The organism is Massilia sp. X63 (assembly GCF_041023745.1).
Taxonomy (GTDB): domain Bacteria; phylum Pseudomonadota; class Gammaproteobacteria; order Burkholderiales; family Burkholderiaceae_D; genus Telluria.
Genome location: NZ_JBFTEF010000006.1, coordinates 160,160 through 183,526, shown reverse-complemented (window position 1 = coordinate 183,526; position 23,367 = coordinate 160,160). Strand labels below are relative to the sequence as shown.

26 protein-coding genes are annotated in these 23,367 nt (G+C 66.1%); 10 read left to right on the top strand and 16 right to left on the bottom strand.

The genetic code is table 11. From position 1 onward, the window contains the following. The first annotated feature begins 53 nt into the window (after positions 1-53). The gene (locus AB3347_RS14260; protein ID WP_369092467.1) at positions 54-329 is read left to right on the top strand and encodes a hypothetical protein; all 276 of its coding nucleotides are present in this window, start codon (positions 54-56) and stop codon (positions 327-329) included. A gap of 184 nt (positions 330-513) precedes the next feature. Here the strand turns inward: AB3347_RS14260 and bamC are convergent, their stop codons facing one another. The 10 genes from bamC to AB3347_RS14210 form a co-directional block, all read right to left on the bottom strand. Then, entirely contained in the window at positions 514-1,668 is a 1,155-nt protein-coding gene (bamC, locus tag AB3347_RS14255; RefSeq protein WP_369092466.1) for an outer membrane protein assembly factor BamC, read from the bottom strand. A gap of 42 nt (positions 1,669-1,710) precedes the next feature. Continuing rightward, positions 1,711-2,592, bottom strand: coding sequence for a 4-hydroxy-tetrahydrodipicolinate synthase (gene dapA, locus AB3347_RS14250; protein ID WP_369092465.1), 882 nt, complete (start codon positions 2,590-2,592; stop codon positions 1,711-1,713). Between the two features lie 57 nt (positions 2,593-2,649). Beyond that, entirely contained in the window at positions 2,650-3,216 is a 567-nt protein-coding gene (locus AB3347_RS14245; protein WP_369092593.1) for a class I SAM-dependent methyltransferase, read from the bottom strand. Positions 3,217-3,249: 33 nt separating this feature from the next. Continuing rightward, positions 3,250-3,909, bottom strand: a complete 660-nt coding sequence (locus AB3347_RS14240; RefSeq protein WP_369092464.1) for a site-2 protease family protein — start codon at positions 3,907-3,909, stop codon at positions 3,250-3,252. Between the two features lie 67 nt (positions 3,910-3,976). Then, the gene (locus AB3347_RS14235) at positions 3,977-4,600 is read right to left on the bottom strand and encodes an L-threonylcarbamoyladenylate synthase (protein WP_369092463.1); all 624 of its coding nucleotides are present in this window, start codon (positions 4,598-4,600) and stop codon (positions 3,977-3,979) included. 52 nt (positions 4,601-4,652) lie between these two features. Beyond that, positions 4,653-5,528: a protease HtpX gene (htpX, locus tag AB3347_RS14230; protein WP_369092462.1), complete on the bottom strand. Its 876-nt coding sequence runs from the start codon at positions 5,526-5,528 to the stop codon at positions 4,653-4,655. 105 nt (positions 5,529-5,633) lie between these two features. Further along, positions 5,634-6,464 (bottom strand): 3',5'-nucleoside bisphosphate phosphatase, encoded by an 831-nt coding sequence (locus tag AB3347_RS14225; RefSeq protein ID WP_369092461.1) that lies wholly within the window; start codon positions 6,462-6,464, stop codon positions 5,634-5,636. Positions 6,465-6,544: 80 nt separating this feature from the next. Next, positions 6,545-7,093: a FlgO family outer membrane protein gene (locus AB3347_RS14220; RefSeq protein ID WP_369092460.1), complete on the bottom strand. Its 549-nt coding sequence runs from the start codon at positions 7,091-7,093 to the stop codon at positions 6,545-6,547. Between the two features lie 11 nt (positions 7,094-7,104). Further along, the gene (locus AB3347_RS14215; protein WP_369092459.1) at positions 7,105-7,776 is read right to left on the bottom strand and encodes a hypothetical protein; all 672 of its coding nucleotides are present in this window, start codon (positions 7,774-7,776) and stop codon (positions 7,105-7,107) included. A gap of 178 nt (positions 7,777-7,954) precedes the next feature. Beyond that, positions 7,955-8,848 carry an alpha/beta fold hydrolase gene (locus tag AB3347_RS14210; RefSeq protein ID WP_369092458.1) on the bottom strand — a complete coding sequence of 298 codons (894 nt, stop codon included), beginning with the start codon at positions 8,846-8,848 and terminating at the stop codon, positions 7,955-7,957. Positions 8,849-9,006: 158 nt separating this feature from the next. Between AB3347_RS14210 and AB3347_RS14205 the strand changes: the two genes are divergently transcribed. From AB3347_RS14205 to AB3347_RS14195, 3 genes are read left to right on the top strand one after another with little or no spacing between them, the layout of a single operon-like run. Beyond that, a complete protein-coding gene (locus AB3347_RS14205; RefSeq protein ID WP_369092457.1) occupies positions 9,007-9,531 on the top strand; it encodes a gamma carbonic anhydrase family protein in 525 nt (174 codons plus the stop codon). Positions 9,532-9,535: 4 nt separating this feature from the next. Beyond that, positions 9,536-10,489, top strand: a complete 954-nt coding sequence (hslO, locus tag AB3347_RS14200) for an Hsp33 family molecular chaperone HslO (protein ID WP_369092456.1) — start codon at positions 9,536-9,538, stop codon at positions 10,487-10,489. Between the two features lie 9 nt (positions 10,490-10,498). Then, positions 10,499-10,927: an acyl-CoA thioesterase gene (locus AB3347_RS14195; protein WP_369092455.1), complete on the top strand. Its 429-nt coding sequence runs from the start codon at positions 10,499-10,501 to the stop codon at positions 10,925-10,927. A gap of 1 nt (position 10,928) precedes the next feature. Here AB3347_RS14195 and AB3347_RS14190 read toward each other — a convergent pair whose 3' ends face one another. After that, the gene (locus tag AB3347_RS14190; protein ID WP_369092454.1) at positions 10,929-11,651 is read right to left on the bottom strand and encodes a hypothetical protein; all 723 of its coding nucleotides are present in this window, start codon (positions 11,649-11,651) and stop codon (positions 10,929-10,931) included. Between the two features lie 193 nt (positions 11,652-11,844). Between AB3347_RS14190 and AB3347_RS14185 the strand changes: the two genes are divergently transcribed. Further along, a complete protein-coding gene (locus AB3347_RS14185; protein ID WP_369092453.1) occupies positions 11,845-12,351 on the top strand; it encodes a Dps family protein in 507 nt (168 codons plus the stop codon). Positions 12,352-12,435: 84 nt separating this feature from the next. On the opposite strand, the gene AB3347_RS14180 is transcribed toward AB3347_RS14185, so the two are convergent. Then, on the bottom strand, positions 12,436-12,714 hold the full coding sequence (locus AB3347_RS14180) for a hypothetical protein (RefSeq protein WP_369092452.1): 279 nt from the start codon (positions 12,712-12,714) through the stop codon (positions 12,436-12,438). A 107-nt stretch (positions 12,715-12,821) separates the two neighbouring features. Here AB3347_RS14180 and AB3347_RS14175 point away from each other — a divergent pair, with 107 nt between their 5' ends. Beyond that, positions 12,822-13,112 carry a PAAR domain-containing protein gene (locus AB3347_RS14175; protein WP_369092451.1) on the top strand — a complete coding sequence of 97 codons (291 nt, stop codon included), beginning with the start codon at positions 12,822-12,824 and terminating at the stop codon, positions 13,110-13,112. A gap of 44 nt (positions 13,113-13,156) precedes the next feature. Here the strand turns inward: AB3347_RS14175 and ftsB are convergent, their stop codons facing one another. The 4 genes from ftsB to AB3347_RS14155 form a co-directional block, all read right to left on the bottom strand. Further along, complete coding sequence (gene ftsB / locus AB3347_RS14170; RefSeq protein ID WP_369092450.1) at positions 13,157-13,498, bottom strand: cell division protein FtsB; 342 nt, start codon at positions 13,496-13,498, stop codon at positions 13,157-13,159. 61 nt (positions 13,499-13,559) lie between these two features. Further along, on the bottom strand, positions 13,560-14,846 hold the full coding sequence (eno, locus tag AB3347_RS14165; RefSeq protein ID WP_369092449.1) for a phosphopyruvate hydratase: 1,287 nt from the start codon (positions 14,844-14,846) through the stop codon (positions 13,560-13,562). Positions 14,847-14,988: 142 nt separating this feature from the next. Next, positions 14,989-15,843 carry a 3-deoxy-8-phosphooctulonate synthase gene (gene kdsA, locus AB3347_RS14160; RefSeq protein WP_369092448.1) on the bottom strand — a complete coding sequence of 285 codons (855 nt, stop codon included), beginning with the start codon at positions 15,841-15,843 and terminating at the stop codon, positions 14,989-14,991. After that, entirely contained in the window at positions 15,840-17,528 is a 1,689-nt protein-coding gene (locus AB3347_RS14155; protein ID WP_369092447.1) for a CTP synthase, read from the bottom strand. Before AB3347_RS14155 ends, kdsA begins: the two co-directional genes overlap by 4 nt. A gap of 248 nt (positions 17,529-17,776) precedes the next feature. Here AB3347_RS14155 and AB3347_RS14150 point away from each other — a divergent pair, with 248 nt between their 5' ends. From AB3347_RS14150 to AB3347_RS14135, 4 genes are all read left to right on the top strand, one after another. Then, a complete protein-coding gene (locus AB3347_RS14150; RefSeq protein WP_369092446.1) occupies positions 17,777-18,901 on the top strand; it encodes a YjgN family protein in 1,125 nt (374 codons plus the stop codon). Between the two features lie 9 nt (positions 18,902-18,910). Further along, a complete protein-coding gene (locus AB3347_RS14145) occupies positions 18,911-19,999 on the top strand; it encodes a M48 family metallopeptidase (RefSeq protein ID WP_369092445.1) in 1,089 nt (362 codons plus the stop codon). A gap of 147 nt (positions 20,000-20,146) precedes the next feature. Further along, positions 20,147-21,874, top strand: coding sequence for a methyl-accepting chemotaxis protein (locus tag AB3347_RS14140; protein ID WP_369092444.1), 1,728 nt, complete (start codon positions 20,147-20,149; stop codon positions 21,872-21,874). A gap of 231 nt (positions 21,875-22,105) precedes the next feature. Beyond that, positions 22,106-23,257 carry a YaiO family outer membrane beta-barrel protein gene (locus AB3347_RS14135; protein WP_369092443.1) on the top strand — a complete coding sequence of 384 codons (1,152 nt, stop codon included), beginning with the start codon at positions 22,106-22,108 and terminating at the stop codon, positions 23,255-23,257. The last annotated feature ends 110 nt before the right edge of the window (positions 23,258-23,367 follow it).

Here is a 23,367-nt window from a genome sequence, read left to right as displayed (position 1 = left end):
GGTAATTATTATTCAAACTAGCAGTACTTACTTTTGAAATATTAAGGAAAATCATGAAAAAATCCCTGCTGATCGTTTCCCTGATGGCTGTTGCTCTGGCTGCTTGCAGCAAGAAAGAAGAAGCTGCTCCGGTCGCTCCGGCTGCTGTTGAAGCACCTGCTGCTACCACCGACGCAGCCGCTACCCCGGCCGCTACCGACGCAACCGTCGCTGCTCCGGCTGCTGACGCTGCTGCTGCCGCTTCGGCTGCTGCTTCGACCGCTGCTGACGCAGCTGCTGCTGCTTCGACCGCTGCTTCGCAAGCTGCTGACGCTGCTGCAACCAAGTAATCAGCACGTTCTGATTCAAAACCGGCCTGCGGGCCGGTTTTTTTTCGCCTGTACGATTGGGCCTTCTCGGCCAGCCAGCCAGATTCGAGCGCGCCTGCGCCCGGATAAGGTCCCAAAGCTGCGGGATGGCATAAAAAAAACCGGCCTTGCAAGGCCGGTTTTTCGATCGAACCCGGAACCGCTATTACTTCAGCTCGTCCGTCAGCAACTTCAGGATCTTCGCGCCGGTGTCGCCGGTCTCCAGCTTGCCGTCGTTGGTCTGCACGCTCACCTGGCTGGTCGAGGCGCCCTGCTCGGCCTTGACGATCACGCGGTAACGCTGCGCTTCCTTGGCCTTGTCTTCCGCGCTGCCGAAGGTGAACAGCTTCTTGAAGAAGCCTTCCTTGTTGGCCGCGTCCGGATCGACATAACGCACGAAGTAGACGCCCTGTACGCGGTCGCGGTCTTCCACGGTGAAGCCGACGCGATCGAGCGCCAGGCCGACGCGGCGCCATGCACGGTCGAAGCCTTCGTTCAGTTCGATGGCGCTGCCGACCAGCTTGGCCTGCTGCGGCGCCACCGGCGCGTTCGCGACCGTGGTCTCGGCCTGCTTGGTTTCCTTGATGCCGGTCAGCTGGGCAACCAGACGGCCCAGGAATTGCGCTTCCAGGCCCGGATCGTTCGGACGCACGGTCCAGATCGTGGTTTCCTTCTGGGCGCCCTGCAGCACTTCTTCGGCGCCGCGGTGGCTGATGTAGATCTCGGTCGAGCCGTCCGGCAGGCGCTCGAGGCGGGTGCGGAACTTGTCGCGCTCGCCGGTCGAGTAGGCGCGGTCGAACACCTTGCCCAGTGCGCCGCGGATGAAGTCTTGCGGGATCTTGGAACGGTTCTCGACCCAGTTGGTTTCCATGGTGCCGGTAGTGGCCGACTCGGTCTCGATGGCGAAGCCCTGGTTTTCCCAGAACTGGCGCAGCTGCGGCCACAGTTGTTCCGGGGTCTGCTTGACCACCAGCCAGCGCTGGTCGCCGTTGCGCTGGATGCTGACGGCGTCGGTCGAGACAGGGCCGATCGGCTGCATCGCGCCGCCGCCCATCGGCACGCCCGCACCCTGCGCGCCCATCTGTTGCTGCTGGAAGCCGGAGGCGGTCGCCACGCCCTTGCCGTCAGGGATGGCGTAGCGGTTGTCGCGCTGCAGCGCAGTCAGGTCCGGCGGAACTTCGAGGTTGGCGGCCTTCTTGGCGCCGCGGTAGTCGACCTTGTCCGATTCGAAGATGGTGGTGCAGCCTGCGAGGCTCAGCGCGATCGCGGTGAGCGTCAGCACGCGCGCGGCGGCAGGAGTCGTAATGGTGCGGTTAGTCATGGCTTTCGATATCAGGTACTGGGAACCGGAACCCTTGCGGGTTCAGGCAGTGAGAAGGCCCGCCTGGGCCAGTGCGCCACGCACGGTATCGTGGAACGAAGAAGACATCGGCGCCAGCGGCAGGCGCAGACCGGACGGGATCTTGCCCATCTCGGCCAGGGCCCACTTCACCGGCACCGGGTTCGGCTCGACGAACAGCTTGGCGTGCAGGTCGAGCACGCGGTTGTTGATCTCGACCGCGCGCGCCACGTCGCCGGCCATGGCGGCGACGCACAGTTCGTGCATCGCGCGCGGGGCGACGTTGGCGGTGACCGAGATATTGCCGGCAGCGCCGCAGAACATCAGGGCCATCGCGGTCGGGTCGTCGCCCGAGTACACGGCGAAGGATTTGTCGACCATGCGCAGCAGTTCGATGCCGCGGCCGATGTTGCCGGTGGCGTCCTTGATGCCGACGATGTTGTCGATCGGCGCCAGGCGCGCGACGGTCTCGTTGCTCATGTCGGCAACCGTGCGGCCCGGCACGTTGTACAGGATCACCGGCAGGTCGACCGCTTCCGCGATGGCCTTGAAGTGGCGGTACATGCCTTCCTGGGTCGGACGGTTGTAGTACGGGACCACCTGCAGCGTGGCGTCGGCGCCGACGTCTTTGGCGTGCTGGGTCAGTGCGATGGCCTCGACGGTGGAGTTGCCGCCGGCGCCGGCGATCACCGGGATACGGCCGGCGGTGTGGTCCACCGCGATCTTGATCAGTTCGGCGTGCTCCTCGGGGGAGACGGTGGCCGATTCGCCGGTGGTGCCGACGATGACGATGCCGTCGGTGCCTTCCGCGATGTGCCAGTCGATCAGCTTGCGCAACGAGTCGCGGTCAAGACTGCCGTCCTCGAACATCGGGGTGACGATTGCTACGATGCTGCCCTTAATCATATGCGTTGGCCGTGCCGGAAAGTAAATAAAAGTCTGATTGTAGCGGATCGTCCGCTTCTATGGTTCATTCGTAAGCACATTATGGTCGAGCCGGGCCTCGGTTTTGGCAAAGGCCGGGCCGGCCGCGCACAGGCGCTGCACCTGGGCTGGATGCGGACGCTCCACGTGGCCGTCCTCGTAGGCCAGCACCTGCAGCGCGCCCTGCTGCGCCAGGCCGAGCAATTCTCCGGGCGCCAGCAGGAAATCCGGGTTCGAGGGCTTGCCGTAGAGCTGGTTCCCTTGGGCAAACGTCTCGTAAATCAGGATGCCGTCCGGGCGCAGGCTGGCCATCAGTTGCGGGAACAGCGGACGGTACAGGTAATTGGTGACGACGATCAGCGCGAAACGGCCCGCTTCGAAGGGCCAGGCCGCATCCTCGGTTTCCAGGTCGTGCACGAGGATGCTGACGTTCGGACCGGCGAGCGGATCCAGCAGTTCCGGATTGCGGTCCAGCGCGGTGACCCGCATGCCCTGCGCCGCCAGCAGGCGCGTGTGGCGGCCGCTGCCGCAGGCAAGGTCGAGCGCTTCGCCGGCCCTGGCCAGCGGCGCGAAACGTGCGACCCAGGGCGAGACCGGCAGCTTCATCATGTTCATATGGACGGGGCCCCGGAGGTACGCTCAGCCGAACAGCAACTGCAGGGGAAGCGACAGCAGCAGCAAGACCTTCAGCGCGATATTTTGCAGGCCGACGATCCACCAATCGAGCATGCGCAGGAAGACCAGCGCCAGCACGATGATGAAGCCGTAGCGCTCCAGTTGCGAAAACTGGTAAGCCAGCTTGGGCGGCAGCATGCTGTTGAGGATGCGTCCGCCATCGAGGGGCAGGATCGGAATCAGGTTGAATGCGAACATCAGGAGGTTGACCTTGACGCCCGCGACCGACATCTCGTGCAGGAAGTCGCCGTTGCCGGAATAGTTCGCCAGCACCGTCGCCAGGACGAGCCAGCCCAGGGCCATGACCAGGTTCGCCCCCGGTCCGGCGAAGGCCACCAGCGCCGAATGCAGGCGCGGCTTGCGCAGCGCGCCGAAGTCGACCGGCACCGGCTTGGCATAGCCGAAGGTGAACGCGCCCTGGGTGCCGAAATACAGCAGCAGGGGCATGGCGACGGTGCCGAAGGGATCGATGTGCTTGAACGGATCCAGCGTCATGCGGCCTGCGACAAAGGCAGTGGCATCGCCGTATCGTTTGGCCGCGAACGCATGGGCGGCTTCGTGCAAGGTAATAGCGAAGATCAGCGGTAAGGCGTAGACCGTGACGGCCCGAATCAATTCATCCATGACGGGATTCTATCAGAGGCGGGGAGCCCGGCAGTTAAGCAGGGCTGAAGAGCTTGGGCACCCGGGTCTACAGGCCGAATGCGGCCGGATCGCCCCTGCCCTCGCGCACCAGCTCCGGCGCCGGTCCGGTCAGGTCGATCACCGTGGTCGGCTCCAGGGTGCCGGCGCCGCCGTCGATCACCAGCTCGATCTGCTTGCCGAGGCGCTCCAGCACCTCGTCGGGATCCGACAGCATGTGGTCGTCGCCCGGCAGCTGCAGCGTGGTGCCGATCAGCGGCTCGCCCAGTTCCTCGATCAGGGCCAGCATGATGCGGTTTTCCGGAACCCGCACGCCGATGGTCTTGCGCGAAGGGTGGGAAAGGCGGCGCGGTACTTCGCGCGTCGCCTCCAGGATCACGGTGTACGGCCCCGGCATGCTTGCCTTGAGCAGCCGGTACTGGGTGTTGTCGACGCGCGCGAAGTGCGCGATCGCCGACAGGTCGCGCACCAGCAGGGTCAGGTGGTGCTTGTCGTCGACCCCGCGGATGCGGCGCAGCTTCTCGACCGCGGCCTTGTCGTCGAGGCGGCACACCAGCGCATACGCCGAATCGGTCGGGGCGGCGACGATGCCGCCCGCGCTGATGATCTGGGCGGCCTGCTTCAGCAGGCGCGGTTGCGGGTTGTCGGGGTGGATCTGGAAGTGTTGGGCCATCGGTGCCGCCTTTCTTGTTTCTTGTTGAGCGAAGCGCCTGCAGCGCAGCTTGTCAACGCAGCGCCTGCAGCGCCGCGATGCGCTGCTCCATCGGCGGGTGGGTCGAGAACAGCGCGCCCCAGCCGCCGCCGCTGCCGGAGATGCCGGAAGCGGCCATCGACGAGGGCAGCGCGCCCGGGGCCAGGCCGCCGAGGCGGGCCAGCGCGTGCTGCATCGGCACCGGGCTGCCCAGCAGCCTGGCGGAACCGGCGTCGGCGCGGAATTCGCGCTTGCGCGAGAACCATGCCACGATGATCGAGGCCAGGACGCCGAACACGATCTCGCAGACGAACACGGTGATCATGTAGCCGATGCCGGGTCCGCGGTCTTCGCTGCGGAACAGCACCTTGTCCACGAAGAAGCCGACCACGCGCGCCAGGAACACGACGAAGGTGTTGACCACGCCCTGGATCAGGGTCAGGGTCACCATGTCGCCGTTGGCGATGTGGGCGACTTCGTGGCCGAGCACGGCCTCGACTTCGTCCTGGTTCATGCTGGACAGCAGGCCGGTGGACACCGCCACCAGCGCGGAATTCTTGAAGGCGCCGGTGGCGAAGGCGTTCGGTTCGCCCTCGTAGACGGCGACTTCCGGCATGCCAATGCCGGCACGCTCGGACAGCCGGCGCACGGTATCGACCAGCCAGCGCTCGGTGGCGTTGGCGGGGGCCTCGATGACGCGCGCGCCGGTCGACCACTTGGCCATCGGCTTGCTCATCAGGAGCGAGATGAAGGAACCGGTGAAGCCGACCACCAGCGAGAACATGGCCAGGGAGCCGACGTCGATGCCCTGCCCCGTGACGGCGCGTCCCACCCCGAGCAGGTTAAGCACGAGCGACACCACCAGCACGACGGCAAGGTTGGTGGCAAGGAACAGGACAATGCGTTTCATGGACAGGCCTCCTGGCAACTCGATGATGTCAGGCTGCCAAGATTGGGCTATGAAACCGGAAATTCAAGGGCTCGGCCATAGGCGAGCCGCGGTTTAAGCGTGGTTTCAGAACCAGTCATGCCAGACCGGCGTGAGCCCGCCCGGCAGCGGCGGGAGTTCGGCAAACTCGACCCGCGCCTCGCCCGGCGCATGGAAATCGGTCCCGCGCGAGGCCAGGAAGCCGTAGCGCCGCGCTAGCTCGGCATAGGTCGCGTACTGGTCCGGCGTATGGCTGCCGGTCACCACTTCGATGGCCTTGCCGCCGAGCTGGCGGAATTCGTCGAACAGCGCGCCCTCGGCCGTCGGGCTGAACGGGTAGCGTCCGGGGTGGGCGATCACGGGAATGCCGCCGGCGCCGCGGATCCAGCCGACTGCATCGGACAGGCTGGCCCAGCGGTGCGGGACGTAGCCCGGCTTGCCTTCGGTGAGGTATTTGCGAAACACCTCGGAGGTCGAGCCGCACACGCCGATTTCCACCAGGTAGCGGGCAAAATGGGTGCGCGACATCAGGTCGGGGTTGCCGACGTAGCGCAGCGCGCCCTCGTAGGCGCCCGGGATGCCGGCGCTGTCGAGCTGGGCCGCGATTTCCCGGGCCCGCGCCTCGCGTCCGTTGCGGGTGGCGGCCAGGCCGGCCACCAGGGCCGGGTTGTCCTCGTCGACCTGCAGGCCGACGATGTGCACGGTCTCGCCGGCCCAGGTCACCGAGATCTCGACGCCGGCCACGAAGCGCATGCCCAGTTCCCCGGCCGCCTGGCGCGCGGCCTTGATGCCGCCGATCTCGTCGTGGTCGGTCAGCGCCCAGGCGTCGACACCGCCCTTGCGGGCATAGGCGGCGACGGCGGCGGGCGCGAGCACGCCGTCGGAGACGTTCGAATGGCAGTGGAGATCGACTTTCATGGCACGGCAGCGGCGGTAGCGCGGTCAATGGCGATGGAGCGGAACATTGTACGCGTCAATCGCCGCGCCGTGCGGGCTGCTTAATTGGACTGCAGCATCGAACGCACCGTGGCCTCCTTCGCCAGCACGTAGTCGTGCCCGGCCAGCACCAGGTTCGTGCTCGGCTGGATCACCTTGACGTTGACGAAGACGGCCTCGCGGGTTTCGGCATACGAGCCGACCACGACCGCCTGGGCGTTGTGGGTGTGGGCGACGTCGCCGATCTCGCGCGTGAGCATGAGTTCGCCCTGCCCGCGCTTGAGATAGACGCTGTTACGCAGCTTCATCTCCAGCATCTTCATGCCGCCCTGCGCCAGCCGGGTCGACAGCTGCTCGGACACCAGGCGTCCCAGCATCGAGGTCTGGTCCAGCGCGTCGATGTTGACGATGGTGGCCATGATCAAGGGTTTGTCCTCGGCCAGCTTGCCGCGCAACTGCAGCGCCAGGGCGTCGGCGGCGCGGTAGTTGGCGGCAACGAAGGCGTTGGCCGACACCGAGGTGTAATTCGTGTCTTCCCTGGTGGTCGAGCAGGCGCCCAGCAGCAGGGACAGCGCGAGGATCGCGCTGCGGAGGGTCGGGAATCGCATCATGGCCCCAGTGCTCAGTGATTACGGACCGCGAAGGTCCTGGACGGCTGGAAGGCGGCGTCGTACAGGGCGCGGTCGCTGTCCGTGGTGTAGTACACCGCGGTGCTGCGCGCGTAGTAGCGGCTGTCGTCGGCCAGCGACAGGTTGACGATGATCTCGGTCTTCGGCGTGGCGCCGGTGGCGAACTGGGAGCGGAACCAGGCGTAGGCATCCTGGCCGGCGATGGCGCTGGACACCAGCCACTCGATGGTATGGTCGATGCCGGTCAGGACCCAGGCCCCGGCCACCAGTGCGCTGCGCTCGCCGGCGAACTTGTACTGCGGGCGCTTGCTCGAGAAAGCCAGCACCTGGGTGTCGAGTTCGATGCGCAGCGTATTCGCGTCCGGCACCTTCACCACGATATAGCCGTCGTTGACCAGGGCCGTGACCAGGTGCGCGCTCACGCCCTGGGCAAAGGCGCTCGACTGCTGCGAGGTGACGTACAGCGGCCGTTTGGCGTTCACCTTGAGCGAAGGCGCGAGCTGGCCCGCCATGTGGCGCGCGATCACCCCCCAGTGGGCTGCCGCCTGCAGTTTCGCCTGCTGGGTGCTGGGGAAGTTGGTGGCCACCGGGGCTGGGCTGTAGGGAACGGCGCAGCCCGTCATCAAGAGGGCGCCGCAGAGCGCGAAGCCGGCTCGGAAATGCATGGGGATCCTGTCAGTCTGGTTCGATGGCGCGTGCGCGCCGGGTCGGATGGGACTGTAGCACAGGAGTTTCCTCGCGGCAATTATCGATCTGCTGCTTGCGGGGTGCTTACAACGCTGGCGCCGGCAAGCAAGGAGAGCGCTGTCGCCGCGGCGCAGGCCGGAGCCAAGGTCTGCATGCTCAGCCCGGAACCTCGCCGCCCGCCAGGAAGGCCTCGATCATCCGCGCCAGTAGCTCCGGCTGGTCGTGGTGCAGCATATGCCCGGCGCCCGGTATCATGCGCGCCGTCACCTTGGCCAGGTGCTCGCGGCGGCGGTCGATTTCCGCGCGCGCCTGCTCTTTCGGCCCCATCCAGCGCCACATCTCGGTCTCTTCGGCCTCGACCCACAGCACGGGCGCCGTGATCTGGGTCCAGCAGGCCAGCACCTCATCGGCGTGGTACAGCAGCGGCCCGGTCATCTTGTGGGCCGGATCGCCCAGGATGCGCCACTGGCTATCCGCATCTTGCGCCGCCCAGTGAGCGGCCAGGAAGGCCGCGCGTTCGCCGGACAGGCGCGGGTTGGTCTTCTGCAGGCGCGCGGCCACCTCTTCCAGGCTGGCGTAGCCGCGCATTTCCGGCTTTTCGCGCAGTTCGTCCAGCCACTTGGCGAAGCGTCCCGGCGCCTGCGAAGGACGGGTGGCCGGCAGCCCGAAGCCTTCCAGGTTGACGAGTTTCGCGATGCGTGCGGGGCGCACGCCGGCGTACAGGCTGGCGATGTTGCCGCCCATGCTGTGGCCGAGCAGGTTCACGGCTTGGCCCGGCGCATAATGGTCGAGCACCGCTTCCAGGTCGGCCAGGTAGTCCGGGAACCAGTAGGTGTCCGAATGCGAACGCTCGCTCAGGCCGAAGCCGCGCCAGTCGAAGGCGATCACATGCCAGTCGCCTTGCAGGCAATCGACGACGAACTGGAACGAGGCCGCGACATCCATCCAGCCGTGCTGCATGAAGATCTTGGGCGCGCCTTCGCGGCCCCAGTGGCGCACGTGGGTGCGCAGGCCGCGTACGGTGAGGAATTCGGAACGGGACGGGATCATGGGGGGTGCCTGGTAATGGAGCGGGTAAAAAAGTACGGTCGTTCGCATTATAGCCGGGAGCTTGATATCCCGCTGGCCAGCCCCATCTGGCAGCGGTCGGACGATGGCGGGCGCAGGGTTTACAATAGCGGCATTACAACCCTTCCCCGAGCACATCCATGGCGATTTACCAGCTGGGCGAGCATGCGCCCGAGATCGACACCTCAAGCTTCGTGGCCGATTCGGCAACCCTGATCGGCAAGGTCACGCTCGAGGCGAACGCCTCGGTGTGGTACGGCGCGACGCTGCGCGGCGACAACGAACGGATTACCATCGGCGAAAACAGCAACGTGCAGGAAGGCACGGTGATGCACACCGACATGGGTTTCCCCCTTACCCTGGGCAAGAACGTGACGGTCGGCCACCAGGCCATGCTGCATGGCTGCACGGTCGGCGATGGTTCGCTGATCGGCATCCAGGCCGTGATCCTCAACGGGGCAAAGATCGGCAAGGGCTGCCTGGTGGGCGCCGGCGCGCTCGTTACCGAAGGCAAGGAATTCCCGGACGGCTCGCTGATCCTCGGTTCCCCTGCCAAGGTGGTGCGCACCCTGTCGGAAGAAGACCTGCTGCGCCTGCAGGCCAGCGCCGCGAGCTACGTGGCGCGCGGCCAGCTGTTCAAGGCGCAGCTCAAGAAAATCGGATAAAAGAATGACCACTGAAACTCGCGACACCCTGCAAAAATTCATCTTCGACAACGCCGCCGTGCGCGGCGAGCTGATCGAGATCTCCGACACCTGGCGCGAGATCCAGGCGCGCCACGCCTACCCGAAGGCGGTGCGCTCCGCGCTCGGCGAGATGGTCGCGGCCAGCGCCCTGCTGTCGGCCAACCTGAAGTTCAACGGCGCCATCGTGATGCAGATCTTCGGCGACGGTCCGGTGCGCCTGCTGGTGGTCGAATGCGACGCCCAGCTGCGCATCCGCGCCACCGCGAAACTGGCGCCGGACGCCGAACTGGCCGACGACGCCACCCTCACCCAGATGTTCAACGCGCACGGCAAGGGCCGCTTCGTGATCACCCTCGACCCGGTCGACAAGGTGCCCGGCCAGCAGCCCTACCAAGGCGTGGTGCCGTTGATCGGCGAAGACATGGCGACCGTCATCGAGAACTACATGCTGCGCTCCGAGCAGATGGACACGCGCCTGTGGCTGGCGGCCGACGACCAGGTCTCGCGCGGCCTGCTGCTGCAGAAGCTGCCGCGCCACAGCGGCAAGGACGACCAGCAGAAGCAGGCTTCCGAGGCCGAAGACCTGGAAACCTGGAACCGCGCCGTGATGCTGGGCCAGACCCTGAAGCGCGACGAACTGCTCAGCACCGGCATCGAGACCCTGCTCAAGCGCCTGTTCTGGGAAGAGACCATCCGCGTGTTCGATCCGCAGCACCCGCAGTTCCACTGCAGCTGCACGCGCGAAAAGGTCGGCAACATGCTCAAGATGCTGGGACAGGAAGAAGTCGAATCGGCGCTGGCCGACCTGGGCGAACTGGGCATCAACTGCGACTTCTGCGGCAAGCACTACGCCTTCGACAAGGTCGATTGCGCCCAGCTGTTCGCGAGCGATACGCCGGTGGAGACCATGATGCCGGCCAGCGGCAGCATCAACTAAGCTGAAAAAATGAGAGACACGCCCCGTAGCGCCTTCCCCCATTTCCTGGCGCTTCCCACGCGCTGGATGGACAACGACAGCTACGGGCATGTCAACAACGTCAACTACTACAGCTTCTTCGACACGGCGGTGAACCGCTACCTGATCGACGAGAAGGTGCTGGACATCCACGCGGACACGACGGTCGGGCTGGTAGTGGAAACCGGCTGCTCCTACTTCAGTTCGATCTCCTTCCCGGACACCGTGCATGCCGGCGTGCGGGTGGCCAAGCTGGGCAACTCCAGTGTCCGCTACGAGATCGCGCTGTACCGCAACGACGACCCCCTGCCCTCGGCGGCCGGGCATTTCGTGCACGTCTACGTCGACCGCGGCGCCAAGCGGCCGACGCCGATCCCGACCGCGGTACGCGCGGCGCTGGCACGGCTGGCGCCCGGTTGATTCAAGGCTTGGCGTCGGCGAATTCGTAGACGACCAGCGTGTCGTTGTCCCAGCTCTTGTCGCGCAGGGGCGCCATGTAGGCCTCGCCGTTCTCGTGCAAGACCAGCGCGAGCTTGCGTTCGCCCGCCACCGCCGTCGCCGAGGCCAGCTTCCTGGGCGCCCGGTAGACGTAGCCGACCATCGGCAAGTTGCACAGGCCGCCCGCGGCCAGCGCACCGGCCCGGTACAGCAGCGGGATCTCCTCCTTGCGCACCGCCGCCGACACTTCGCACTCCAGCCGCAGGTCGCCCAGCCGGCGCGCATGCTCCGGCACGCCCGGCGTGCGCACGCGCGGACGCCAGCGGATCTGGTCCTTCTTGCGGTTCGAGACCAGGTCTGCCTCATCGTCCCAGGCTTCCTGGCTGCGCGGCAGCACGAAGCTGCCGTCGGGGTCGATCGGCAGCGCAATATCGACCTGGTTGCCGGCGATGCGCAGTTGCAGCCCTTCCGGCGCCGCCGGCTTGCCCTCCGCCGTCCACAGCTCGAAGCGCAGGCTGGCGTTGGGCGCCAGCCCGCGCTTTTCTTCCCAGGCGTCGAGCCCGCGCAGCATGCGCCGGTAGGGCCGCAAGGCCGGATCCTTGATGCTGCTGACCTGGACCGTTTCGGCGGCGGCCGCTGCGCCTTCCTGGGCAAACGAGGGGGCGGCCATCGCCAGCAGCGCGGCGATGATGCTGAGTCTGTTCATGCACGTCTTTCGTTGATGGGAACTGCCGGCATTGTAAAGACGCCACTCCCGGCAATGTGCACACATTTCCACTGCCCCGCATTTGAACCGGGACACTCAAAATACGCAGTTTTTGCAGCGGTGCTAAGCTGATGCATCGATAACAGTGTTGTCATTTCCTTACAAACACTGCATTTACCTCAGGAGAAAAACGATGCACATGGATACCGGAATCAGCACCGAAGACCGCGCCAAGATCGTCGAGTCGCTCTCGACCGTATTGAGCGACGCCTTCATGCTTTACCTGAAGACCCACAATTTCCACTGGAACGTCACCGGCCCGATGTTCTCGACGCTGCATGTGATGTTCGAGGAGCAGTACACCGAGCAGTGGAACGCGCTCGACGAGATCGCCGAGCGCATCCGCGCCCTGGGCCATTTCGCGCCAGCCACGTCCAAGCGCTACGTCGAGCTGTCGAGCATCAAGGAAGAGCCGGAGGTACTGTCGGCCAAGGAAATGATTCGCCAACTGGTCGAAGGCAACGAGATCCTGGTGCGCACCATGCGCGCCGGCGTGAAGGTGGCCGACGAACTGGACGACTTCCCGACCGCCGACATGCTCACCACCCGCATGGAAGTGCACGAGAAGAATGCCTGGATGCTGCGCTCCTTCCTGGAGCAGGGCGCCGGCTCGTCCCAGGGCGACGCCTCGTCCGATTGAGGACATGCCAGGCTTCATCAACGAAAAACGCGCCGCAAGGCGCGTTTTTCGTTGGAGCCGAAGGCCGGGCACAGCGTGGGTGCGTCAGCCGCGTCCCCCGGACATGTGCAGGTCGACCACCTTCATGATCTCGAGCGTGAGATCGAGGTTGAATTCGTCCGCCACCAGGGCGCCGTGCAGCGTGTCGCGCGGCATGCCCACCGCGGCGGCCAGCGCACCCAGGCCCGGGGCGCGCGCCACCGCCTGCAGCGCGACCATGATGACGGCGCCGTCGCCGTCCTCGAAGGCGTCTGCCAGGCAGTCGGCAATGCTGTCGAGCGAATCGAGTTCGGCCGGGTTCGGAGGGGTCTGTTCTTGGGTCATGCTTGGCTTTCGTGAAGCGGCGCATTGCTGCGCCAGGATGTCGTTCGGTGGATCATACACCGGTGCAGGCCGGCTCGCGGACGGGGCGGCCATAGCGCGGCGGCAAGGTGGTCGTGGCCGAGCACGAGCGGCACCTGGACGGTTTCCGGGTCGCCTGCGTCGGCGACCGGGTCTGCTATCCGGATGGCAGCGAAAGCATCATCGTGTCCGGCGCGGGCAACGCCTCCACCTTCGGCAACCGCCCGGTGGCGCTGGTGGGCAGCCATGTCGAGAACGGCGACCGCATCACCCTGAGCCAGCAGAGCATGGGCGAGATCGTCCTGTTCGAAGGAGACGCCCCGATCGCGGGCCTGCTGCAGCCGGGCACCATGCCGCCACCGGGCCGCGGCGAGGCCTGAGGCGGGCAGCTGTGCCGCCGGGCGCCGGACAGGCGCGCCAAATATCAGTGGCCGCGCTTTTCCTTGGGCGCCGGCGGGGGCGGCGGCACCGTCATCGAGACCGCCGGCTGCTCGTCCTTGCGCAGCACCTGCACGAAGATCTCGTTCTGCTTGATCATGCCCAGCTCGTAGCGGGCGCGCTCCTCGACCGCGCCCAGGCCTTCGCGCAGGTCGATCACTTCCGACTCGAGCTTGGCATTGCGCGCTTCCAGCAGTTCGGTTTTTTGGCGGGTCTGCGCGACCTGGTCGCGCATGTCGGCAACGGCAAGCCAGCCGCCCTTCCCCAGCCACAGCGGGTACTGGATCAGCAGCAGCAAGGCGGCAAGCGCGATGGTGATGAGTCGCATGGCATGCAAAAGCCGGACGGGCCCGAGGGGCTGTCCGGCTTCATTCCTTTTATTTCAAGGCTTACTTCAGGTTATAGAACGCGTCACGGCCCGGGTAGGTGGCGACGTCGCCCAGGTCTTCCTCGATGCGCAGCAGCTGGTTGTACTTGGCCATGCGGTCCGAGCGCGACATCGAGCCGGTCTTGATCTGCAGGGCGTTCAGGCCCACCGCGATGTCGGCGATGGTCGAGTCTTCGGTTTCGCCCGAGCGGTGCGAGATCACGGCGGTGTAGCCGGCGCGCTTGGCCATTTCGATGGCGGCGAAGGTCTCGGTCAGGGTGCCGATCTGGTTGATCTTGATGAGGATCGAGTTGGCGATGCCCTTCTGGATGCCCTCTTTCAGGATCTTGGTGTTGGTGACGAACAGGTCGTCGCCGACCAGCTGCACCTTCTTGCCCAGCGCCGCGGTCAGGGTGGCCCAGCCTTCCCAGTCGCCTTCGGCCATGGCGTCCTCGATCGAGATGATCGGGTACTTGTCGCACCAGGTGGCCAGCATGTTGGTGAAGTCGGCTGCCGACAGCGACAGGCCGCCTTCGCCTTCGAGCACGTACTTGCCGTCCTTGTAGAATTCGCTGGCGGCGCAATCGAGGCCGATCGCGATCTGGCTGCCGGCCACGTAGCCGGCCTGGTCGATCGCCTGCATGATCAGCTTGATCGCTTCTTCGTGGTTGGCCACCGACGGGGCGAAGCCGCCTTCGTCGCCGACCGCGGTGTTCAGGCCTTTCGAATGCAGGATCTTCTTGAGGGTATGGAACACCTCGGCGCCCCAGCGGATCGCTTCCTTGAAGGACGGCGCGCCGACCGGGATGATCATGAATTCCTGGATGTCCAGGTTGTTGTCCGCGTGTGCGCCGCCATTGATGACGTTCATCATCGGCACCGGCAGCTGCATCGCGCCGGAACCGCCGAAGTAGCGGTACAGCGGCAGGCCGGCTTCTTCTGCGGCGGCCTTGGCCACGGCCATCGACACCGCCAGCATCGCATTCGCGCCCAGGCGGCTCTTGTTTTCGGTGCCGTCGAGATCGATCAGGGTGCGGTCCAGGAAAGCCTGTTCGTTGGCGTCCAGGCCCATGATCGCTTCGGAGATCTCGGTGTTGATATTCTCGCAGGCCTGCAGCACGCCCTTGCCGAAGTAACGCTTCGGGTCACCGTCGCGCAGTTCGATCGCTTCGCGCGAGCCGGTCGAGGCGCCCGAGGGCACGGCGGCGCGGCCCATCACGCCCGATTCCAGCAGGACGTCGCATTCCACGGTCGGGTTGCCGCGCGAATCAATGATTTCGCGGCCGATGATATCAACGATAGCACTCATGTTTTTCAATCTCCGGAAGGATAAAAATCTGTAGCAGCTACTTGCCGGGCAAAGCCTCGTAGCCAAATCGCTTGACATTGTAACAAATGCGCGCGTCCACCCGGCCGCCGGGCGCACGCGCGCATTCTTGCTGCCGCTATGCTTACTTGAAGTCGGCTTCCAGGAAGCCGGTCTTCTTGACGATGCGGTCGATCTCGACCAGGGTCGTCAACAGCTCCTTCATGCGGCCGAGCGGCACCGCGTTGGGGCCGTCCGACAGCGCATTGGCCGGGTCCGGGTGGGTTTCCATGAACAGGCCGGCGATGCCGGCCGCCACGGCCGCACGCGACAGCACCGGCACGTGCTCGCGCTGGCCGCCGGACGAGGTGCCCTGGCCGCCCGGCAGCTGCACCGAGTGGGTCGCGTCGAACACCACCGGGCAGTTCGATTCGCGCATGATGGCCAGCGAGCGCATGTCCGAGACCAGGTTGTTGTAGCCGAACGAGACGCCGCGCTCGCAGGCCATGAAGTTATCTTCCGGCAGGCCTGCTTCGCGAGCGGCGGCGCGTGCCTTGTCGATCACGTTCTTCATGTCGCCCGGGGCCAGGAACTGGCCCTTCTTGATGTTGACCGGCTTGCCCGAACGCGCGCAGGCGTTGATGAAGTCGGTCTGGCGGCACAGGAAGGCCGGGGTCTGCAGCACGTCGACCACGCTGGCCACCTGCGGGATCATCTCTTCGTCGTGCACGTCGGTGAGCACCGGCACGCCGATTTCCTTGCGCACGTCGGCCAGGATCTCCAGGCCCTTGTCCATGCCCGGGCCGCGGAAGGACTTGCCCGACGAGCGGTTGGCCTTGTCGAACGAGGACTTGTAGATGAACGGGATCCCCAGCGCGCTGGTGATTTCCTTGAGCGTGCCCGCGGTGTCGAGCGCCATCTGGCGCGATTCGATCACGCAGGTACCGGCGATCAGGAAAATCGGGTGCTCGAGACCGACGTCGAATCCGGCGAGTTTCATGCTGCATCTCCCTGCAGCGACGAACCGTTGTTCGCCGCCACGTTGGTGTTGGCCGCCTGGTGCGCCAGCGCAGCCTTGATGAACGAGGTAAACAGCGGGTGGCCGTTACGCGGGGTCGACTTGAACTCCGGGTGGAACTGCACGCCGATGTAGAACGGGTGGGCCAACTCGCCGCTGCGCGGGAGTTCCATGATCTCGAGCAGGTCTTCGTTCGGAGTACGTGCCGACACCACCAGCCCGGCCGCTTCGATCTTCGGCAGGTAGTGGTTGTTGCCTTCGTAGCGGTGGCGGTGACGCTCGGTCACGACATTGCCGTAGATGTCGGCGGCCAGCGTGCCCGGATTCACCGCACAGGTCTGCGCGCCCAGGCGCATGGTGCCGCCCAGATCGGAATTGACGTCGCGCTTCTCGACCTTGCCGTCATGGTTCTGCCATTCGGTGATCAGGGCCACCACCGGCTGGTCGGTTTCCGGATCGAACTCGGTGGAGTTGGCGTTCGGCAGGCCGGCCACATGGCGCGCGAATTCGATCAGCGCGACCTGCATGCCCAGGCAGATGCCCAGATACGGAATCTTGTTCTCGCGGGCGTAGCGGGCGGCCATGATCTTGCCTTCCACGCCGCGCTTGCCGAAGCCGCCCGGCACCAGGATGGCGTCGTACTTGGCCAGGTGGTCGCAGCCGCGGCTTTCGATCTCTTCCGAGTCGAGGTATTCGATGTTGACGCGGCTTTCGGTATGGATGCCGGCGTGGCGCAGCGCCTCGGTCAGCGACTTGTACGATTCGATCAGGTCGACGTACTTGCCCACCATGCCGATGGTGACTTCGTGCTTCGGGTTTTCCAGGGTGTGGATCAGCTTGGTCCACATCGACAGGTCGGCCTTCGGCGCTTCGAGGCCGAGCGCTTCCAGGATGATGTCGTCCAGGCCCTGGTCGTGCAGCACCTGCGGCACCTTGTAGATGGTGTCCACGTCCCATACCGAGATCACGGCCTGCTCTTCGACGTTGGCAAACAGCGAGATCTTGGCGCGCTCGTCGTCCGGGATGCGGCGGTCGGCGCGGCACAGCAGCGCGTTCGGCGAAATGCCGATCTCGCGCAGCTTCTGCACCGAATGCTGGGTCGGCTTGGTCTTGAGTTCGCCGGCCGAGGCAATCCAGGGCACCAGGGTCAGGTGCACGAACGCGGCGCCCTTGCGGCCCGAGCGCAGCGACAGCTGGCGCGCGGCTTCGAGGAAGGGCAGCGACTCGATGTCGCCGACGGTGCCGCCGATCTCCACCAGCGCCACGTCGACGCCTTCGGCGCCGCGGCGGATGTAGTCCTGGATCTCGTTGGTAATGTGCGGAATCACCTGCACGGTCTTGCCGAGGTACTCGCCGCGGCGCTCCTTGCGGATCACCGATTCGTAGATCTGGCCGGTGGTGAAGTTGTTCACCTTCTTCATGCGGGTGCTGATGAAGCGCTCGTAGTGGCCCAGGTCCAGGTCGGTCTCGGCGCCGTCGTCGGTGACGAACACTTCGCCGTGCTGGGTCGGGCTCATGGTGCCGGGGTCGACGTTGATGTACGGGTCGAGCTTGAGGAGGGTGACTTTGAGGCCGCGCGATTCAAGGATCGCGGCGAGGGAGGCAGCCGCGATCCCCTTGCCCAGGGAAGATACGACGCCGCCAGTGACGAATACGAATTTGGTCATTTGTACTGAAGGTGCCGGACGGCACGCACTGGAAATAGAAATTATACCTTAAACCGCGCAAATACTTTCCATCACCAGCCCAACTCCCCTCCAGAATGGGGGATCGGGGTCGATTGCCGTAGAAAAACATCGGACCGTCCCGGCAGCGTCTGCATGTACCGAACACGCTGCTCCTCAAGAATATGCCCCATCAATTGACCGACGGCCGGGGTGGCCACCTATACTGCGCTTTTTGCCCGGCCGAGAACATGCATGCCTTAACCGATCCGCCGGCCACCCTCGGCGCCGACGCCGCCATCGATGCGGCCGACGACGCCCCGCGCACCCTGGTGCTGCGCTTCAGCGGCGACGGCCGCGAATACTTCCGCATCTGGGTCGTCAACCTGCTCCTGAGCCTGGCCACGCTGGGGATCTACTCGGCCTGGGCCAAGGTGCGCCGGCTGCAGTATTTCGACCGTAACACGCACCTGGCCGGCGCCAGCTTCGATTTCCACGGCAACCCGCGCGCCGTGCTGGTCGGCCGCCTGCTATCGGTCGTGCTGCTGGCGGCCTACCATTACGCCTTCGGCTTCTCGACCACCTTCGGCATGGTCGTGATCGCCGCCCTGCTGCTGCTGTTTCCTTACCTGATGCGCGGTGCGCTGCGCTTCCGCCTGGGCAACACCAGCTACCGCGGCCTGCGCCTCGGCTTCGACGGCTCGGTGACCCAGGCCTACCTGGCCTGGCTGCCGCCCGCCTTCGCCTTCCTGATGCCGGGCGTGCTGCTGGCGCTGTACCCGGAACGGCCGGAACTGGCCGCGCTGCCGCTCCCGCTCTACCTGCTGTGGCCGCTAATGCATGCGCGGATCCGGCGCTTCCAGCATGCACACCTGCTGTTCGGCGACCAGCACTCGAGCTATGCGCTCAAGGCGCGCCGGTTCTACAAACCCTACCTGGTCGCCGGGCTGCTGGGCATCGCCGGCGTGTTCGGCGCCGGCATTGTGGCCGGCCTCGGCGCCTGGGCCGCCGGCGGCGGCGAGGCCATGGCCTTCGTGCCGATCCTTGCCGCGGTGATCATGGTATACGTGATGTACCTGCTGGCCGGGCCCTACATGGTGGTGCGGATCTCGAACCTGGCCTGGTCCCATACCGGCTTTCCCGGCGTCCGCTTCCGCTCCACCCTGCCGGCGCGCGCCTTCATGAAGCTGCAGACCACGAACGCCCTGCTCACCCTCCTGAGCCTCGGTCTGTACCGGCCGTTCGCGGTCGTGAACGTGTACCGCTTCCGGCTGGCCCACCTGCACCTCGAGGTGGACGGCGACATCGAAGCCGCCTGCGCCAACGCGGCCGGCGACAGCGTCGCCGACGGCTTCGGCATCGACCTGTCCTGGTAAGCACCTCCGATGAGCACACATTCTGGCAAGGACTTCATGAGCGCAGCACATTACTTCGATGGCCGCAGCGCACGCCTGCACCTGGTCGACCTGGCCGCCTTCGACGGCGTCATCCATCTGCACGGCGAAACCACGCGCAGCTATCCCGCGGCCGGCACCCGCCTGGCCGAACCCTTCGCGCACGCCCCGGCCGTGCTCTACTTTGCGGACGGCAGCCATGCCGAGGTGCAGGACCCGGCGATGCGCCCGCTGCTCGCCGCCGCGCTGGGCTACCGCAAGCCCTGGGTGGTGCGCTGGCAGGAACGCACCGCGGCCGCACTGGCCGCCCTGGTGCTGCTGGTGCTGCTGATCGCCGCAGGCTGGCATTGGGGCATTCCGGCCGCCGCCGCGCGCCTGTCCGACCGGGTGCCGCCCGCGGCCGACCAGGCCCTGGGCAGGAATGCCCTGGCCCTGCTCGAGCGCCAGGGCGTGCTGCGGCCCTCGCACCTGAGCGACGACCGGATCGCCGCACTGGACGCCATCCTGCAACGTATCCAGCCGGCCTCCCCGCGCATTGCGCTGCGCCTGCGGGTGCACGCCGCGCCCGGGCTCGGTCCGAATGCCCTGGCCTTCCCTGACGGGAGCATCGTCCTCACCGACGAAATGGTGCGTCTGGTGATGGGCAAGGACAACGACTTCGACGCCCACGCCGCCGCCGCGCTGGCCGGCGTGCTCGCGCACGAGGTCGGCCACATCGAGCAGCGCCACAGCGTGCATGCGATCACGCGCTCTTCTTTGAGCGCGGCGCTGTCGGCCACGCTGTTCGGCGACTTCAGCGCGGTCGCCGCCGGCCTGCCCGCGGTACTGAGCAACATGGAGTATTCGCGCGCCATGGAATTGGCCGCCGACGCCTACGCGGCGCGCGCGCTGCAGGCCCGCGCCATCCCGCTGGCCCCGCTGGCCGACCTGTTCGACCAGCTCGAGGAACAGGGCGACAAGACGCCGAAGTTCCTGCGCCAGGCAATGTCGTATGCCTCGACCCACCCCGACGCCTATGAGCGCAGCGAGCGCCTGCGGGCAGAGGCCGCCATGCCGGCGCGACAGGACGAGGCGTTGTAAATCGTCTATATAAGTCTGATGCTTTCCACAACAAACAACTGACAATCACTAATAAAAGCTGCGCACATCTTTCGCATGGGCAATAATTATTCCTTTTAATTGCATGAATTGGCCGGCCTTGTCGCATTGCCAATCCTTACGAAACCTATGCGTACCTTTCACAATCTCGCCATCGGCGTGCGTCTTGCCGTCGGCTTTGCCCTCACCCTCCTGTTGGCAGTCTTGATCGCCGGCACCAGCATGTGGTGCCTCGAGCAGGTGGCTACCGCCACCCAGAAAACCCTGGCTACTCCGCTTGCCAAGGAGCGTCTCATTGCCGATTGGTACGCGCAAATCTTTGGCGCCGTACGCCGCACTGCTGCCATCGTGAAGAGCAGCGATCCATCGCTGACCGCCTACTTCAAGGAAGACGCTGCGATGACCGCGAAGGCGGCTGTCGACCTGGTCAAGCAGATCGAACCGCTGATCGAAGGCGACAAGGAAACTGCCCTGTTCAAGCGCATCACCGAGCAGCGCAAGCTGTACGGCGCGGCCCGCGACAACGCAGTCAAGGCCAAATCCGAAGGCAACCAGGAACTGGCTGACAAGATTCTGGACGAGTCATTTACGCCGACCGCGAATGCATACCAGGAGTCGATCCGCGAACTGGTCGCCATGCAACGCACGAACATCGCTGCCACCGCAGCCGACATCGACGCCACCGCGCATCGCGGCCAGCTCAGCGTCGCCGGCCTGACCGCTGCCGCCGTGCTGCTTGGCGCGCTGCTCTCATGGATGCTTACGCGTGGCATCACCCGCCCGATCCGCGCCGCCGTGCAGGCAGCCGAGACCGTTGCCGCCGGCGACCTGAGCAGCCGCATCGCCGCCGACACCCGCGACGAAACCGGCGCCCTGCTGCGCGCCCTGGGCAACATGAACGACAGCCTGGTGAAGATCGTGACCGAAGTGCGCAACGGCACCGACACCATCGCCACCGGCTCGGCGGAAATCTCGGCCGGCAACCTGGACCTGTCCGCCCGCACCGAGCAGCAGGCCGGCGCCCTGGAAGAAACCGCCGCCTCGATGGAAGAACTCACCACCACCGTGCGCCAGAACGCGGACAATGCACGCCAGGCCAACCAGCTGGCGATCACCGCCTCGAACGTGGCGCGCGACGCCGGCAGCGTGGTGGACCAGGTGGTCACCACCATGGGCTCGATCAACGATTCTTCGCGCAAGATCGTCGACATCATCGGCGTCATCGACGGCATCGCCTTCCAGACCAACATCCTGGCGCTGAACGCGGCGGTCGAAGCGGCGCGCGCCGGCGAACAGGGCCGCGGCTTTGCGGTCGTCGCCTCGGAAGTGCGTACCCTGGCGCAGCGCTCGGCCGCTGCCGCCAAGGAAATCAAGACCCTGATCGGCGACTCGGTCGAGAAGGTCGAGGCCGGCACCAGGCTGGTCGACCAGACCGGCGAAACCATGGAGCAAGTGGTCAGCTCGATCCAGCGCGTGACCGACATCATGGCCGAGATCGCATCGGCCAGCCAGGAGCAGACCGGCGGCATCGAGCAAGTCAACCAGGCGATCGGCCAGATGGACCAGGTAACCCAGCAGAACGCCGCCCTGGTCGAGGAGTCGGCCGCGGCCGCCGCATCGATGCAGGAGCAGGCGGCCCGCCTGGCGCAGGTGGTCGGCGTGTTCAAGCTGGCCGCCGGCCACACGGCTTCCCCTGCGGCGCCGGCAGTCAGCCCGTCCGCGCGCACGCTGGCGCTGCCGGCACGGCCCGCACGGCCGGCCGCATCGGCCAAACCGGCCGCACGCCTGACCAGGGCGGCGCCGGCAGGCGTACGCAAGCGCGCGCAGGCCGAGGCTGACGAATGGGAAACCTTCTGAGCCCTCCCTACCCGCTGCAGAACTGACGAAAACGCCTGGTGCATGCACCAGGCGTTGTTACTTTGCCTGTCCAGTTCGCCATACACGTGGTCAGGATGACCATCAATTGACGATTTCGCGCGACACCGGCCCCTGCGGGCGTCATGTTTCCTTGACGCACTAGCAGCGCTCGGGCACAGTTTCGCCTGTCCTGCGGCCCCGGCCGCATCGTGTTCCTTTCTTGCCGATTCCATGCCCGTCGATTACCAGCAGGTTCCCGCCGAAGTCACCCTGGCGCAGCCCGCCGCCACCGCCTCGTTCGAGGAACAATACGCACAGGCGCGCGCGCTCGCCAACGCCGGCCAGCCGACACTGGCGCTGACCGCCTACGATGCCTTGCTGGCGCGCGCGCCTGGCAACGTGGACGTGCTGCTCGCGCGCGGCATCGTGCTCAGCCGCCTGGAACGCTGGCGCGAGGCCGAGGCCGATCTGCAAGCCGCGGCCAAGGCCTCGCCCGACTATGCCGACGTCTGGTTCGCACTCGGCAACCTGTATCAATGGCAAAATCAGCCGGCCAGGGCCGCTGACGCCTATGGCCGCGCCGCCGCGCTGCGCCCAAGCGATGCCGCCATCCTGGCCGCCCATGCGCGCGCGCTGCGCGCCATGCAGACGCGCCCGGGCAATCCGGAAGCGGCGAACGCCGCCGGCTACACCTGGGCAGCCGGCCTGTCGGGCAACTGGCAGGAAGTGGGACAAACCGGCGGCGCCGGCCGGCGCTGGAACGACCAGACCCTGAGTGTGCGCCATTACGGCCGGCGCGCGTCGATCGGCTTCGAAGCGCTGCGCGCGCACCGCTTCGACCAGACCGGGCGGGCCTGGGCGATCGACGCCTATGCCGGCCTGTGGCAAGGCGCCTATGCCAACCTGCGCTACCAGCGCGCACCGGGCGAGCGCCTGTTCCCGGCCCATTCCGGCCGCGTGGAGCTGGTCCAGTCGCTCTGCGGCGGCTGGGAAGCCGCGCTCAGCGACGACGTGCTCGGCTTCGACCAGCGCGTCAACATCTACGGCGCCAGCCTCGGCAAATACGCGGGCAATTTCTACCTGCAGTTGCGCCACCAGAAGATCGTCTCGGCTGGCGCGCACAGCTCGGGCGAGCGCCTGCTGGGGCGCTGGTATTACGCCGGCGACGGCGACAGCTACCTCGAGATGAGCGCCAACCGCGGACGCAGCGACGATTCCTTGTCGCTTACCGGCGGCGCCGCGCGCTCCGGCGGCGGCGGCCTGGCCTGGGTGCACTACCTGTCGCGCGACTGGGGCGCCAAGCTCGGCGCCAGTGTTGCGCGCAGCGGCGCGAACGGGACCCGCGAACGCGGCCTGAGCGTCGGCCTGGTGCGGCGCTGGTAAACCATGCGCCACCCTCCTGCCGCCATGGCGGGTGCGGGATCGACACGACCGTCACAATTGTTACCGCCTAGCAACGCCAACACCTTGCGTGATTTCTCACGCTGCGGCCG

Excerpts from the sequence above, each read along its gene's own strand:
- AB3347_RS14260 (WP_369092467.1), top strand. The coding sequence starts at position 54 with ATGAAAAAATCCCTGCTGATCGTTTCCCTGATGGCTGTTGCTCTGGCT.
- bamC (WP_369092466.1), bottom strand. The coding sequence starts at position 1,668 with ATGACTAACCGCACCATTACGACTCCTGCCGCCGCGCGCGTGCTGACG.
- dapA (WP_369092465.1), bottom strand. The coding sequence starts at position 2,592 with ATGATTAAGGGCAGCATCGTAGCAATCGTCACCCCGATGTTCGAGGAC.
- AB3347_RS14245 (WP_369092593.1), bottom strand. The coding sequence starts at position 3,216 with ATGAAGCTGCCGGTCTCGCCCTGGGTCGCACGTTTCGCGCCGCTGGCC.
- AB3347_RS14240 (WP_369092464.1), bottom strand. The coding sequence starts at position 3,909 with ATGGATGAATTGATTCGGGCCGTCACGGTCTACGCCTTACCGCTGATC.
- AB3347_RS14235 (WP_369092463.1), bottom strand. The coding sequence starts at position 4,600 with ATGGCCCAACACTTCCAGATCCACCCCGACAACCCGCAACCGCGCCTG.
- htpX (WP_369092462.1), bottom strand. The coding sequence starts at position 5,528 with ATGAAACGCATTGTCCTGTTCCTTGCCACCAACCTTGCCGTCGTGCTG.
- AB3347_RS14225 (WP_369092461.1), bottom strand. The coding sequence starts at position 6,464 with ATGAAAGTCGATCTCCACTGCCATTCGAACGTCTCCGACGGCGTGCTC.
- AB3347_RS14220 (WP_369092460.1), bottom strand. The coding sequence starts at position 7,093 with ATGATGCGATTCCCGACCCTCCGCAGCGCGATCCTCGCGCTGTCCCTG.
- AB3347_RS14215 (WP_369092459.1), bottom strand. The coding sequence starts at position 7,776 with ATGCATTTCCGAGCCGGCTTCGCGCTCTGCGGCGCCCTCTTGATGACG.
- AB3347_RS14210 (WP_369092458.1), bottom strand. The coding sequence starts at position 8,848 with ATGATCCCGTCCCGTTCCGAATTCCTCACCGTACGCGGCCTGCGCACC.
- AB3347_RS14205 (WP_369092457.1), top strand. The coding sequence starts at position 9,007 with ATGGCGATTTACCAGCTGGGCGAGCATGCGCCCGAGATCGACACCTCA.
- hslO (WP_369092456.1), top strand. The coding sequence starts at position 9,536 with ATGACCACTGAAACTCGCGACACCCTGCAAAAATTCATCTTCGACAAC.
- AB3347_RS14195 (WP_369092455.1), top strand. The coding sequence starts at position 10,499 with ATGAGAGACACGCCCCGTAGCGCCTTCCCCCATTTCCTGGCGCTTCCC.
- AB3347_RS14190 (WP_369092454.1), bottom strand. The coding sequence starts at position 11,651 with ATGAACAGACTCAGCATCATCGCCGCGCTGCTGGCGATGGCCGCCCCC.
- AB3347_RS14185 (WP_369092453.1), top strand. The coding sequence starts at position 11,845 with ATGCACATGGATACCGGAATCAGCACCGAAGACCGCGCCAAGATCGTC.
- AB3347_RS14180 (WP_369092452.1), bottom strand. The coding sequence starts at position 12,714 with ATGACCCAAGAACAGACCCCTCCGAACCCGGCCGAACTCGATTCGCTC.
- ftsB (WP_369092450.1), bottom strand. The coding sequence starts at position 13,498 with ATGCGACTCATCACCATCGCGCTTGCCGCCTTGCTGCTGCTGATCCAG.
- eno (WP_369092449.1), bottom strand. The coding sequence starts at position 14,846 with ATGAGTGCTATCGTTGATATCATCGGCCGCGAAATCATTGATTCGCGC.
- kdsA (WP_369092448.1), bottom strand. The coding sequence starts at position 15,843 with ATGAAACTCGCCGGATTCGACGTCGGTCTCGAGCACCCGATTTTCCTG.
- AB3347_RS14155 (WP_369092447.1), bottom strand. The coding sequence starts at position 17,528 with ATGACCAAATTCGTATTCGTCACTGGCGGCGTCGTATCTTCCCTGGGC.
- AB3347_RS14150 (WP_369092446.1), top strand. The coding sequence starts at position 17,777 with ATGCATGCCTTAACCGATCCGCCGGCCACCCTCGGCGCCGACGCCGCC.
- AB3347_RS14145 (WP_369092445.1), top strand. The coding sequence starts at position 18,911 with ATGAGCACACATTCTGGCAAGGACTTCATGAGCGCAGCACATTACTTC.
- AB3347_RS14140 (WP_369092444.1), top strand. The coding sequence starts at position 20,147 with ATGCGTACCTTTCACAATCTCGCCATCGGCGTGCGTCTTGCCGTCGGC.
- AB3347_RS14135 (WP_369092443.1), top strand. The coding sequence starts at position 22,106 with ATGCCCGTCGATTACCAGCAGGTTCCCGCCGAAGTCACCCTGGCGCAG.